12 protein-coding genes and 1 pseudogene are annotated in these 12417 nt (G+C 71.3%); 8 read left to right on the top strand and 5 right to left on the bottom strand.

What is annotated here, in order from left to right; translation table 11 throughout:
• Nucleotides 1-178: 178 nt before the first annotated feature.
• The 3 genes from K228_RS0116410 to mshA form a co-directional block, all read right to left on the bottom strand.
• A complete protein-coding gene (locus tag K228_RS0116410) occupies nucleotides 179-841 on the bottom strand; it encodes a hypothetical protein (protein WP_025619413.1) in 663 nt (220 codons plus the stop codon).
• 74 nt (nucleotides 842-915) lie between these two features.
• Nucleotides 916-1488 carry a type III secretion system chaperone family protein gene (locus K228_RS0116405; RefSeq protein WP_025619412.1) on the bottom strand — a complete coding sequence of 191 codons (573 nt, stop codon included), beginning with the start codon at nucleotides 1486-1488 and terminating at the stop codon, nucleotides 916-918.
• Between the two features lie 76 nt (nucleotides 1489-1564).
• Nucleotides 1565-2911, bottom strand: coding sequence for a D-inositol-3-phosphate glycosyltransferase (mshA, locus tag K228_RS0116400; RefSeq protein WP_025619411.1), 1347 nt, complete (start codon nucleotides 2909-2911; stop codon nucleotides 1565-1567).
• Nucleotides 2912-3078: 167 nt separating this feature from the next.
• Here mshA and K228_RS0116395 point away from each other — a divergent pair, with 167 nt between their 5' ends.
• Together K228_RS0116395 and K228_RS0116390 are read left to right on the top strand one after the other, a co-directional pair.
• Nucleotides 3079-3843, top strand: a complete 765-nt coding sequence (locus K228_RS0116395) for an SDR family NAD(P)-dependent oxidoreductase (RefSeq protein WP_025619410.1) — start codon at nucleotides 3079-3081, stop codon at nucleotides 3841-3843.
• A gap of 8 nt (nucleotides 3844-3851) precedes the next feature.
• On the top strand, nucleotides 3852-4646 hold the full coding sequence (locus tag K228_RS0116390) for a class I SAM-dependent methyltransferase (protein ID WP_029723652.1): 795 nt from the start codon (nucleotides 3852-3854) through the stop codon (nucleotides 4644-4646).
• 49 nt (nucleotides 4647-4695) lie between these two features.
• Here the strand turns inward: K228_RS0116390 and K228_RS0116385 are convergent, their stop codons facing one another.
• The gene (locus K228_RS0116385; protein ID WP_029723651.1) at nucleotides 4696-5811 is read right to left on the bottom strand and encodes a UDP-N-acetylmuramate dehydrogenase; all 1116 of its coding nucleotides are present in this window, start codon (nucleotides 5809-5811) and stop codon (nucleotides 4696-4698) included.
• 64 nt (nucleotides 5812-5875) lie between these two features.
• Between K228_RS0116385 and K228_RS0116380 the strand changes: the two genes are divergently transcribed.
• The 5 genes from K228_RS0116380 to K228_RS0116360 all read left to right on the top strand — a co-directional run bounded on the left by K228_RS0116380 (nucleotide 5876) and on the right by K228_RS0116360 (nucleotide 10645).
• On the top strand, nucleotides 5876-6634 hold the full coding sequence (locus K228_RS0116380) for a maleylpyruvate isomerase family mycothiol-dependent enzyme (protein WP_025619407.1): 759 nt from the start codon (nucleotides 5876-5878) through the stop codon (nucleotides 6632-6634).
• Between the two features lie 216 nt (nucleotides 6635-6850).
• Nucleotides 6851-8251 (top strand): GH1 family beta-glucosidase, encoded by a 1401-nt coding sequence (locus tag K228_RS0116375; protein WP_025619406.1) that lies wholly within the window; start codon nucleotides 6851-6853, stop codon nucleotides 8249-8251.
• Nucleotides 8252-8296: 45 nt separating this feature from the next.
• Nucleotides 8297-9304 carry a LacI family DNA-binding transcriptional regulator gene (locus K228_RS0116370; RefSeq protein ID WP_025619405.1) on the top strand — a complete coding sequence of 336 codons (1008 nt, stop codon included), beginning with the start codon at nucleotides 8297-8299 and terminating at the stop codon, nucleotides 9302-9304.
• Nucleotides 9305-9359: 55 nt separating this feature from the next.
• On the top strand, nucleotides 9360-9758 hold the full coding sequence (locus K228_RS0116365) for a RidA family protein (RefSeq protein ID WP_025619404.1): 399 nt from the start codon (nucleotides 9360-9362) through the stop codon (nucleotides 9756-9758).
• The gene (locus K228_RS0116360) at nucleotides 9755-10645 is read left to right on the top strand and encodes a GNAT family N-acetyltransferase (RefSeq protein WP_025619403.1); all 891 of its coding nucleotides are present in this window, start codon (nucleotides 9755-9757) and stop codon (nucleotides 10643-10645) included. The genes K228_RS0116365 and K228_RS0116360 overlap by 4 nt, the downstream gene beginning before the upstream one ends.
• Before the next feature lie 11 nt (nucleotides 10646-10656).
• On the opposite strand, the gene K228_RS0116355 is transcribed toward K228_RS0116360, so the two are convergent.
• Nucleotides 10657-11478, bottom strand: coding sequence for an EI24 domain-containing protein (locus K228_RS0116355; RefSeq protein WP_025619402.1), 822 nt, complete (start codon nucleotides 11476-11478; stop codon nucleotides 10657-10659).
• A 285-nt stretch (nucleotides 11479-11763) separates the two neighbouring features.
• Here K228_RS0116355 and K228_RS0116350 point away from each other — a divergent pair.
• A pseudogene (locus K228_RS0116350) lies at nucleotides 11764-12417 on the top strand (right-handed parallel beta-helix repeat-containing protein); the annotation flags it as partial.

Here is a 12417-nt window from a genome sequence, read left to right as displayed (position 1 = left end):
ATTGATCCTCCGCTCCCCCGAACGGAACCGAGCGCCGCACGGTGCAATAAAGTTAGTTCGCCCAGAATGCGGATACAAATTGACCCGCTGTCTCGCCGGTCACAAGCCGGCTACCCGGCGGTCCGGTCCGCCCCTCCGGCCACCAGCGGTCTACCCGCCGGCAACTCCGGCAAACAACTCATCCGTCCTCCCGATCGGGTGACTCTGTCCGGAAAAAGTTGCTCATTCTGCCGTCCCGCAGCCGCTCCTGATAGATCAAATTCAGCTTCCGCAGGTCAAAGGTCCGGAACCACTCGTCCCATGTGATTTCGCGCACCCGAGAGCTCTGCCGATACCCCGGCATGTTGAAGGTGAGCACCCCGGCCCGGCCATCCCGCTCGGTGCCCCGGATCGTTGCCGGCTTCGCCCTGCGCTCCCGGGCCCACCGCCGGATCACCTCGTGGTTCGTCGTGACCAGGCTCCGGCCCGGACGCTCTGGCCGATCGGTCAGGGCGGCGATGACCTGCGAGGACCGCACCGACCGCGAGGTACGGGGCCCGGTGCGCACCGCGGCGCCACCCGCCGACCGCCCGCCGGACGTCGCACCGCGGCCAGGCCCCTTCGTCCCACCCGACCGACGCTCCGCCCGCAGGGTCTTCACCAGCGTCCGCACCAGCTCCGGCTTGCGCAGCGCGGAGGTGCCGGAGACGCCATGCTGGCGCAACTGCCCCCGAATCTCGTCCACCCGCATCCGGGAGATCGTGGCCTCGGACACCTGCGGCGTGCCCGGGGTCTGGTTTCCTGGCCGGCGTGCGGTCCGGGTCGCCGTACCACCGCGGCCTGCGCTGCTTCGCTGAGCCATGGAACGCTCCTCCGCCAGTCCGTCCTCGGCGCGCGGCCGGTCCCAGTACCGCACCGCACACCAGGGCGTACCCGTCAGGACCGCGTCGAATCCCCCGGGGCGGCGGGCGGGTTCCCGGCAGCGGGCTTCCCGGCCGCCGGCGCGGCCCCGCTGCCAGCCGACTCGACCAGGTGGGCGAAGGCCGCGAGGTTGGCGGTCGACTCGCCGCGCCGGACCCGCCACTCCCACTCCCGCCGAATCGAGCTGCCGAAGCCGATCTCCAGCATCGTGTCGAAGGAGTCGTCGGCGTACGTGAGCACCGACCCAAAGAGCCGATCCAACTCGTCGGCGTCCACGCCCGCCGAATTCACCCGGCCGGTCAGGTAGACGTCACCAACCGCGTCGATGGAGAAGGACACCCCGTACATCCGGGCGTTGCGCTGCAGCAGCCACGCCCACAGCTCCTCGCGTCGCTCGTCGGGCTGGCGCATCACGAACGCCTCGACCCGCAGCGCATACTCGCCGATGATCAGGTTGCAGATCGTCCGCAGCTTGTGGGTGCCGGGCAGGGTCACCGCGTACGAGTTCGGGCCGGTGGCCTCCCAGGCCAGGTCCCGCTCCGCGCAGACCGACTCGATCAACGCCCCGAGCTCGCTTCTCCCGTTCACCGCCCCACTCTACGACCGCTCCCGCCCCACCGCGTCCCGCGCCGGCCCGGCCTCCGTCGCGGACGGTCGGTGCCGCTCACCCAGAGCAGGTGGCGAAGTCAGACGATCGGGTTCGGTGCTCGGCGACCGCCTCGCCGTAGACATCCAGCAGGTCGCGCACCGTCCGGTCCCAGGAAAAGCTGCGGGCGTGGCGTTGCGCGCCGTGGGCCAGGGTCGCGCGCCGGCCGGCGTCCGGCAACAGGCGACCCAACGAACCGGCCCACGCGACCGGGTCGTGGCCATCCACGAGGACCCCACTGACCTCGTCGCGTACCGCCGTGATCAAACCGCCGACGGCGGCCGCCACCACCGGTGTGCCGCAGGCCTGCGCCTCCAACGCGACCAGCCCGAAGCTCTCGTTGTAGGACGGGACCGCCACCAGGTCGGCCGCCCGGTACAGGGCGGGCAGGTCGTCGCCGGTCTGCGGCGGCAGGAACCGGACCCGGTCGGCCACGCCCAGCTCGGCGGCCAGTTCGATCAGGCGAGTCGGCCGCTCCAGCCCGCTGCCGCTGGGGCCACCGCAGACAACCACCGTCATGTCGTCCGCGAGCACCGGATCCCGCTGGCGCAGCGCCGCCGCCGCGCGGATCAGCACGTCGGGCGCCTTGAGCGGCTGGATCCGGCCGACAAAGGCCACCACGTACCCACGCTCGGGCAGGCCCAGCCGACGACGGGCGAGGACCTGCGCCCGGACGCGATCACCGGCTGGCGGACAGAACCGAGTCAGATCCACCCCGGGCTCGACCACCTCAACCCGGGTCGGGTCGGCGTCGTACCGGTCGATCAGGTCACCGGCCTCGGTCTTGGTGTTGGCGACCAGTCGGTCGGCCTCGGCCACCACCTGCTCCTCGCCGATCACCCGGGACTTGGGTTCCGGCCGGTCCTCGGCGGCGAGCTGCGCGTTCTTGACCTTGGCAAGGGTGTGCGCGGTATGCACCAGCGGAACCCCCCACCGCTCCTTGGCCAGCCAGCCGACCTGCCCGGAGAGCCAGTAGTGCGAGTGGATGAGGTCGTAGTGCCCCGCGGCCCGCGCGGCCTCGGCCCGCAGCACCCCCGAGGTGAACGCGCAGAGCTGGCCGGGCAACTCCTCCTTGGTCAGCCCACCCAACGGTCCGGCGATGATGTGCCGGACGTGTACGCCCGGCACCATCTCGACCACCGGCGGCAGGTCGGCTGCGGTCGCCCGGGTGAAGATCTCGACCTCGACGTTCGCCTCGGCCAACCGCCGGGCGACCTCCAGGATGTAGACATTCATCCCACCCGCGTCACCCGTGCCGGGCTGGTGCAGCGGCGAAGTGTGCACGGAGAGTGTCGCGATTCGGCGGGGCCGGGGCCACGGACGGGCACCTCGCTGACGACCGACACCGGTGTGCTGTTCCGCCACGTCCGCTCCTTCTGTCACGGTTGCCGTCCCGCACGACCGGCGCTTCTCGGTCAACCTCCACGCCAGGTGTCATCTTCCCGATCGGGGATCGGTAATTCCTCCCGGCCGTCCCCAGGCGTGACGGACCTCATCGCCCCCGCTCCCGGGCTCGGGGCCAGAATGGGCGGATGACTTCCGTCGCTGTCGTCACCGGGGCATCCAGCGGGATCGGGGCGGCCACCGTCCGCCGGCTCGCCACCGAGGGCTTCCACGTACTGGCCGCCGCCCGGCGCACCGACCGCCTCGCCGACCTGGTCCGGGAGGTCGAAGCCAACGGCGGGGCAGCCACCGCGATCGGCTGCGACGTGACCTCGGACGAGTCGGTGGCCGGCCTCGCCGCCGCCGCGGCGGCCGCGCCCGGTCCGGTCACCCTGCTGGTCAACAACGCCGGGGGAGCACGCGGCCTGGACCCGGTGGAGACCGGCGCGGTCGGTGACTGGCAGTGGATGTACGACGTGAACGTTCTGGGCACGCTGCGGGTCACCCAGGCGCTCCTACCGGCGTTGGTCTCCTCCGGAGCCGGCACGATCGTCGTCGTGTCATCCACCGCCGGCTTCACCGTGTACGAGGGCGGGGGCGGCTACGCCGCCGCCAAGCACGCGCAGACCGCGGTCGCGGGCACCCTGCGGCTGGAGCTGTGCGGCCGGCCGGTTCGGGTCGTCGAGATCGACCCCGGGATGGTACGGACCGAAGAGTTCTCGCTGGTCCGTTTCCACGGGGACGCCGACCGGGCGGACGCCGTATACGCCGGGGTGTCCGAGCCCTTGGTCGCCGACGACGTCGCGGACTGTGTCGCGTGGTGCGCAACCCGCCCGCAGCACGTAAACGTGGACCGGCTGGTGGTCCGTCCGTTGGCGCAGGCCGCGCAGCACAAGGTCCACCGGGCCGGTTGAGCCGGGTGATGGCGGTGCCGGCACAACGCCCGCTCGGCGTCGTGACCCGCGGGACGACGAGCCCCAACCGGCTGCGCCGGGTGGACAACTGGATCGCCACCACCTGCGGGGACGTGCTGCGTGCGGCAGCGGACCCGCTCGTCGTGGACCTGGGCTACGGCGCCACCGGGGTCACCGCCGTCGAGCTGCGCTCCCGATTGGCCCACGCGATCCGCCCCGACGTACGCGTGGTCGGGCTGGAGATCGACCCGGTCCGCGTCGCCGCCGCCCAACCGGTCGCCGACCCACCCCGGCTCACCTTCGCCCGGGGCGGCTTCGAGCTGGCCGGTCTCCGCCCCGCCCTGGTGCGCGCCTTCAACGTGCTACGCCAGTACGACGAGGGTGAGGTGGCGGGTGCCTGGGCGACGGTGACCGGCGCGCTCGCCCCAGGCGGCCTGCTGGTCGAGGGGACCTGCGACGAGTTGGGGCGGCTCGGCGGGTGGGTGCTAATCGACGAGGGCGGCCCGCGCACCCTGACCCTGGGCGCCCGGCTGGCCACCCTGGACAGCCCCGCCCGGTTCGCCGAACGGCTGCCCAAAGCCCTGATCCACCGCAACGTCGAGGGGGAGCCGATCCACGCCCTGCTCCAGGACCTGGAGAGCGCCTGGCGGGCAGCTGCCCCCTATGCCCCCTTCGGTCCCCGCCACCGCTGGCTGCGTACGGTGACCGCCGTCCGGGACGGGGGCTGGCCGTTGGCGTACCAACCCCGCCGCTGGCGCCAGGGCCTGGTCACCGTCGACTGGGCGGCGGTGGCTCCCCGCTGACGGTCGATCCGGTGGCGGCACTCCCCGCCGCCCCGGTGACCGGCCGCGATCAGAGGGCACAGTTGATCAGGACTGGTTCGGGGTGCAGGGTCACGTCGAAGCGGGTCTGCACCCCGTGGCGAATCTCGCGGGCCAGGCACACCAGGTCCTCAGTCCGGGCGGTGCCAGAACGGTGGGTCAGCGCCAAGGTGTGCTTGGTGGAGATGGCGACGACGCCTTCCGGGCCCGGATGGCCCTTACCGAAGCCGGCCTTGTCGATCAACCAGGCGGCACTGACCTTCATCGTACCGTCGGCACCGGGCCAAGACGGCGGCTCGCCAAACTCGGTGGACCGTTCCCGCAGCCGCTCGTAGTCGGCCTGGTCCAGCACCGGATTGGTGAAGAACGAGCCCACCGACCAGGTGTCCGGGTCGGCGGGGTCGAGCACCATGCCCTTGCCCGCGCGCAGCCGCAGCACGGCGGCGCGGGCCTTCGCCAGTGGCACCCGGTCACCGACCGCCACGCCGAGCGCCCGAGCGAGTTCGGCATAGCGGACCGGGCCGGACAGCGGCGACCGGGCGAGACGGAAGTCGACCGACAGCACCACCCACCGCTCGCTGTACTTGAAAATGCTGGACCGGTAGCTGAAACCGCAGTCACGGGCCTCGATCCGACCGGTGGTGCCGGCCACCCGGTCGTACACCTGCACCCCGGTGATGGTCTCGGCGACATCCTGCCCGTACGCGCCGACGTTCTGGATCGGCGTCGCGCCGGTCGAGCCGGGTATCCCGGACAGGCACTCCAGGCCGGACCACCCGTTGGCCACGGTGTGGGCGACCAGCTCGTCCCAAGGCTCGCCGGCCTCGACCCGCACCGTGACGGTGTCGGTGTCGGTGTCGGTGTCGGTGTCGGTGTCGACGATTCGCAGGCCCCGGGACCGGACCAACACCACTGTCCCCGGGAAGCCCGCATCGCCGATCACCACGTTGCTGCCACCGGCGAGGACCAGGATCTGCTCGCCGCGCTCCCCCGCCTCCCGCACCCCGCGGACGAGGTCATCTGCGCTGGTGGCGGTGACCACGCGGGAAGCCCGGCCGCCGAGACGAAGTGTCGTGTATCGCGACAAATGACACTCGGCGTCGCGTTGGGCACCGGATGTCGACTGGAGAACCTCTGCCACGCTCATCACCCTAAGCTGAGGGGTAGCCGCGGCACCCACTGGTGGCCCGGTCACCCCCGGGAGGATGGCGATGAACAGAACACACGGCACGAAGGACTTCTGGATCGGGGCGCTGCGGGCGGAGGGGCCAGCCTTCGCCGCAGCGATCGCCGAAGCACCCGCCGACGCTCCGGTGCTCTCCTGTCCCGGCTGGACAGTGACCGACCTGACCCGGCACCTGGCAAGCGTCTACCGCTGGGTGCACGGGACCGTGTCGGCCAACTCCGTCACCCCGCCGCCCAGCCGGTCCGAGCCAGAGCCGGATCCGGGCGAGGCCCCCCTCCAGCTGTGGCAGCGGACGTACGACGAGCTGCTGGTGCGTTTCGACGCGCTCGATCCGGAGGCGCCGGCGTGGAACTGGGCACCGCAGCCGAAGAAGGCCGGCTTCTGGCTTCGCCGGATCGCGCATGAGACGGCGGTGCACCGCTGGGACGCCCAGCTCGCCATCGGTGCGGGCGACCCGATCGAGACGAAGCTCGCAACCGATGGGGTGAGCGAGGTGCTCGACACCTGCTTGCCGGCCGGACGACGTCCGGATCATGAGCAGTGGCACGGCGTGGTACACCTGTCGGCCTCCGACGCCGGACAGGAGTGGTTCCTGCGGTTGCGCGGCGAGGGGGTTGCCCTGCTGGACACCGCCACGATCTTCGACGACCACGATCATCACGCCCGGGTCCAGGTCGTCGGCACCGCCAGCGATCTACTGCTCGCGCTCTGGGGGCGAGTCAGTTTCGACACCCTGGCGGTAACGGGTGAACGCGCTCTCCTGGCTGGCCTCCGGACCGCCTGACGCCGCCCGGGGCCGCATCCGGCCGGGGGCTGCTCGCGCACGAGCCGCCCCCGGCGCTCCACCCCACCATGGACCCGAGCTCAGCCAGGGAGAGCGCTCTCTTGACATTGGGTGACGCGTCGGGAGACGCTGCGCGAACGAAGGGAGCGGCCCGGTGAGCGCGAGGAGTGAGCCGACCCTGCGAGCCCCGCAGTCGCGAACGGAGGGAGCGGCCCAGTGAGCACACTTCACTTTCCCGAGAACTTCCGCTGGGGCACGGCCACAGCGGCGTACCAGATCGAGGGCGCGGCCCGCGAAGACGGCCGGGGGCCGTCGATCTGGGACACCTTCAGCCGTACGCCGGGCAAGGTCTACCAGGGCCACACCGGTGATGTCGCCTGCGACCACTACCACCGGTACGCCGACGACGTGGAGCTGATGGCGGGGCTGGGGATCCAGACGTACCGGTTCTCGGTGTCCTGGCCCCGGGTCCAGCCGGACGGCACCGGCCCGGTCAACCCGCGGGGGCTGGACTTCTACGACCGCCTGGTGGACGCCCTGCTGACCCGGGGGATCGACCCGATGGTCACGCTCTACCACTGGGACCTGCCGCAGACCCTGCAGGACCAGGGCGGCTGGGCTGCTCGGGAGACCGCGGAGCACTTCGCCGGGTACGCCGCCGCCGTCCACGGTCGCCTCGGTGACCGGGTGCACTCCTGGACCACACTCAACGAGCCGTGGTGCTCGGCGTACCTGGGCTACGGCAACGGGGTGCACGCCCCCGGGATCGCGGACCCGGGTGCCGCCTTCACCGCCGTACACCACCTGCTGCTCGGGCACGGCCTGGCGGCCCGGACGCTGCACGCGGCCGGCGCGGGGAGCGTCGGGATCACGCTCAACCCGGCCGATGTCCGCCCCGCCGACCCGGACAGCGCCGCCGACGCCGCAGCGGTACGCCTGGTCGACGGGCTCCACAATCGAATCTTCCTGGACCCGCTGTTCCGGGCCGCGTACCCGGAGGATGTGCTGGAGCACGTCGCCCGAATCGTGCCACCGGCGTTCCTCCGGGACGGCGACGAGAAAGTGATCGCCACTCCGATCGACCTGCTCGGCGTCAACTACTACGCGCCCCTCTACGTCGCGGGTAGGCCGGACGGCACCGGCGGCGGCGGGGCGTTCCCCGGCACCGACGGGGCGGTGGAGTTCCTGCCACCCGCCGGACCGCTGACCGACATGGGCTGGATGATCGAGCCGGCCGGGCTCACCCGGTTGCTGGAACGCCTCGCCACCGACTACCCGGACGTACCGCTGATGATCACCGAAAACGGGGCGGCCTTCCCGGACCACGCCGCGCCTGCAGCCGGCCCGGACCAGCCGGCGGCGGAGGGGGCCAGCGCGGTGGTCGACACCGACCGGATCGCCTACCTCGACGGGCACCTCCGCGCCGCGCACGAGGCCATCGCCCGGGGGGTGGACCTACGCGGTTATCTCGTATGGTCGTTGTTGGACAACTTCGAGTGGGCCGAGGGCTATCGGAAACGGTTCGGGATCGTCCACGTCGACTACCGGACCCAGCGACGCACACCGAAGACGAGTGCCCACTGGTACCACCAGGTGATCTCCCGGAACGGGCTCTGAGCGGGGAAGGTCGATCCGGGAACGGACTCCGCGCGGGGGAGGGCGATGACGACGGCGCAACGGCCGACGCTCGAGGCGGTGGCGCGCCGCGCCGGTGTCTCCCGAGCCACCGTCTCCCGGGTGGTGAACGGCTCCACCACAGTGGCCGAGCCGATCCAAAAGGCCGTCCGCCGAGCCATCACGGAGCTGGGGTACGTACCGAATCTGGCCGCGCGCAGCCTGGTCACCCAGCGAACGGACTCGGTCGCGCTGGTCATGCCGGAGGCGGCCACCCGGGTCTTCTCCGACGACCAGTACTTTCCCGGCATCATCCGCGGCGCCGCCCAGGAGCTGGAGGCGGCCGACAAACAGTTGGTGCTGATGCTGGCCGGTTCGCCGGCGGGGCACGAGCGGGTGGAGCGGTACACCACCGGCCGGCACGTTGACGGGGTGCTGTTCGCCTCGCTGCACGGCGCTGACCCACTCCCCGGCCGGCTGGCCCGGCTGGGCATTCCGGTGGTGTGCAGCGGTCGGCCGCTCGGCGGCGCCCCGGTCCCCTACGTCGACGTTGACCACATCGGCGGGGTAAACCGGGCCGTCCAACATCTGATCGACAGCGGCCGGCGGCGCATCGCCACCATCGCCGGCCCACAGGACATGGTGGGCGGGATCGAACGGTTGACCGGATACCAGGCCGCGATGACCCCGGCCGGGCTGCCGGAGTGGGTGGCGTACGGCGACTTCACCCGCGAGTCGGGGGCCACCGCGACCCGGCAGCTCCTCGCCGAGCACCCCGAACTGGACGCGATCTTCGCCGCCTCCGACCTGATGGCACACGCCGCCCTGCGGACGCTACGCGCGACGGGGCGACGGGTGCCCGACGATGTCGCGGTGATCGGCTTCGACGACATCGAGACCGCCGCGTACACCGACCCGCCCCTGAGCACTGTCCGCCAGCCGATTCGGGAGATCGGCCGGCGAATGACCCGCCAGCTACTGCGCCTCGCTGCCGGTGAGCCGATCGAACCGGCGGTGGTGCTCCCCACCGAGCTGATCCTCCGTGACTCTGGCTGAGCCCACCGACGAAAACCAGATCGAACAACCGTCGGGACTGCACTAGCGTCACTTCATGCCCCAACTCCGCCACGTCTCCGCCCTCGCCGAGGCCGAGTACGCGTACGTCAGCACCGTCGAGCCGGCAACGCGCCTCGTCTTCACCGCCGGGGCGTGCCCGCTCGACGCGGACGGCCGTACGGTCACCCCCGGTGATCATGCCGCCCAGGCCCGGCAGGTGATGGCCAATCTGGAGACCGCCCTCACCGCAGCGGGTGCCCGCCTCACCGATGTCGTCAAAACCACGGTGTACGTGGCTTCGGCGCACCAACCCGACCTGGTGACCGTCTGGCAGGTCGTCCGGGACGCCTTCGGCGACCACGACCCGCCCAGCACCCTGCTCGGGGTGGCGGCGCTTGGCTACTCCGAGCAGCTCGTCGAGGTCGAGGCGGTCGCCGCCGTGAGCGCCGCGTGAGGATCCGCGCCGCACAGCCCGCCGACGCGCCCGCCGTGGTGGCGCTCCGCACCCAACTCTTTCCGCAGCTGGTTCGTGGGGTGGCGGCAACGCGCCAAACGCTCTCCCAACCGCCCCCGGGGCGGCACTGGACCGCCTTCGTCGCCGAGGTGGACGACGAGATCGTCGGTTGGGTCTCAGCCTTCCGCAACGCCAGTTCCTCCCGAAGCGTCGGCGAGATCTCGCTCCTACACGTCCACCCCCAGCATCGGGGACATGGGATCGGCAGCCGGCTGCTGACCGCGGTCCTGGACCACCTCGCCCCGCTCCGGCTTCCCCTGCTGCGTGGGCGGGTGCTTCCCGAGTCGTTGCCATACGCGCGACGGCGCGGCTTCCTACCCAGCCGCCAGGAACGCTACTCCGCGCTCGAGCTGACGGCCCTGCCACCCCTGGCCGTTCCCCCGGGCGCCCGGCTGATGCCGCTGTCCGAGGTTGACCCCCACCACATGTACGAGGTGGAGCGCGACGCCAGCGCCGACGAGCCGGGAGACGTCGCCTCCGACGCCCTCACCTACGAGCACTGGCGGGCCGATACGTGGGACGACGTCGGCCTGGACCGGGAAGCCAGCACCGGCGTCGAGGTCGACGGCGTCTTGGCGGCAATCAGCCTGGTCCAACGGGACGGTTCGCGGATGTGGTCGGACTACACCGCTTCCCGGCCGGAACACCGGGGGCGAGGGCTCGCCGTGGCGGCGAAGCTTGGTGCCCTGCGCCGGGCTGCGGCCAGCGGGGTGACGATCGCATACACCGGCAATGACGAGGCGAACAAGCCGATGCTCGCGATCAACGAACGTCTCGGCTATCGGCCGGTCGCCGCCCAGTGGAGCTGCCTCCGGGAGATGAGCTGAGCGACAGCGCGCTACGCACCGTGCTGAGTGGTCCCGGTCAACCCTACGGTGGTGGGCTGACCCAGCACGCGGCGGGCCAGCAGGGCGGCGCCCGCGACAGCCGCCGGCATGAGCAGCACGGCGCCGAGTGGGATCAGGAAGCTGACAAACACCGCCACCCCGAAGCCGAGCGCGGTCGGTCGGTCGGCCCGGAGGGCGGCCCGCCGGTCGGACAACCGCAGCCCACGCCGGTAGAAGGGGGCGCCGACCAGCTCCACCGCGAGGAGCCAGCCGCCGATGGCCGCACCGAGTGCCGGCACCACGGTCTGGCCGACCACCGGGATGAAGCCGGCGGCAAAGAGGGGTACGCCGAACAGCACCGCCAACCCCACCAGCCGCAGTGAGTCGACGACGCTGTGCCGCAGTGACGACCAGAACGGCACGTCCACCGCGTTGGGCGTACCACCGAGGCCGTCCTCGACCCGCTCGGAGATCTTCTCGTAGAACGGGTCCCCGATGACCAGCGTGACGGCGGTGAACGCGACCACCGTGAGCAGGCCACCCAGCCCGAGAAACGCCAAGCCGGCGGCTACCCGGGTCAGAACTCGCCCGGTGGCGGGCCAGTCGTCGGCGAACGGTGTAATCAACGCGGCCAGATCGTCCACGAAGTAGACGAGCGCACCGAACGCGGCGACGAAGAACACTCCGGAGATCAGGGCCGGTAGGACGCCGAGCAGCATCAGGCCGGGGCTGCGGAGGTAGAGGCCGACGCCACGCAGGAAGAGGCCGACACCGGCGAAGAATCGGGCGGCCGCCCCGGTCCGGGGCGCGGCGAGAGCGGGGGATGCGTTCATGGTCGCCGAGCCTAGCCACGCGGAGTTGGACTCCGGGGCAGCCAGATAGCTCCGCCGGCCTGCCGAGGCCCCGCAGCTCGCGGACGCCGCCCGCACACTCTTCAACCAACGTAAGTCACTTTCACCCAGTTTTATGAGTTTCTTCGGATTCATATTCCTTTGTCACCTTACACACCTAAAGTCCGGATTAGCTGCTGCCGCCGGCTTGGTAGCCGAGAAGCGCCGCCCTGGCCTGTCCCGGGGTTGGCAGCTCCTCGCCGCACGGGGAAGGAGATCGACACCGCGATGAAGCACCAACACCACACCAGATCTCCTGGCACAAGCCAGGCAACCGCGCGTCGACGGCGGCGGTGGGCCGTCGGGCTGGCCGGCGTGACCGGCCTCGCCCTCAGCACCGCCGGCCTGACCCCCGCCGCCAACGCCAACGTTGACGCCAACCCCGTCGAACAGCCCCACACCACCACCGGCGACCGCCTCAAGAACACCAACCAACCCCCCGCCGACAACCACCAGCGCGACAGCAAGAACAACGGCAAGGACAACGGCAAGGACAGCAAGGGGAAGGGGAAGGACAGCAAGGACAAGGGGAAGGAGACGGGGAAGCCGCCGGGCACCCCGGTCCCCTGCGACGCCGACGCCCTCATCGCCGCGATCACCCTCGCCAACGCCCGCGGCGGCGCCACCCTCGACCTGGCCACAGACTGCACCTACCTGCTCACCGCCGACATCGACGGCGCCGGACTCCCCGCCATCACCACCCCCATCACCCTCAACGGCAGCAAACACACCACCATCGAACGCGCCGCCGCCACCGACCGATTCAGAATCCTCACCATCAACACCGGCGGCGACCTCACCCTCAACAAACTCAAAATCACCGGCGGACAGACCGACGACAACGGCGGCGGCATCCTCGTCAACCCCGGCGGCAACCTCACC

This window comes from Salinispora cortesiana, from assembly GCF_000484695.1.
Taxonomy (GTDB): domain Bacteria; phylum Actinomycetota; class Actinomycetes; order Mycobacteriales; family Micromonosporaceae; genus Micromonospora; species Micromonospora cortesiana.
Note: the sequence above shows the minus strand (reverse complement) of the source record. Positions and strands in the feature narration are given on the sequence as shown.

Coding starts and splice junctions, on each gene's coding strand:
- K228_RS0116410 (WP_025619413.1), bottom strand. CDS start 841: ATGGCTCAGCGAAGCAGCGCAGGCCGCGGTGGTACGGCGACCCGGACC.
- K228_RS0116395 (WP_025619410.1), top strand. CDS start 3,079: ATGACTTCCGTCGCTGTCGTCACCGGGGCATCCAGCGGGATCGGGGCG.
- K228_RS0116390 (WP_029723652.1), top strand. CDS start 3,852: ATGGCGGTGCCGGCACAACGCCCGCTCGGCGTCGTGACCCGCGGGACG.
- K228_RS0116385 (WP_029723651.1), bottom strand. CDS start 5,811: ATGAGCGTGGCAGAGGTTCTCCAGTCGACATCCGGTGCCCAACGCGAC.
- K228_RS0116380 (WP_025619407.1), top strand. CDS start 5,876: ATGAACAGAACACACGGCACGAAGGACTTCTGGATCGGGGCGCTGCGG.
- K228_RS0116370 (WP_025619405.1), top strand. CDS start 8,297: ATGACGACGGCGCAACGGCCGACGCTCGAGGCGGTGGCGCGCCGCGCC.
- K228_RS0116365 (WP_025619404.1), top strand. CDS start 9,360: ATGCCCCAACTCCGCCACGTCTCCGCCCTCGCCGAGGCCGAGTACGCG.
- K228_RS0116355 (WP_025619402.1), bottom strand. CDS start 11,478: ATGAACGCATCCCCCGCTCTCGCCGCGCCCCGGACCGGGGCGGCCGCC.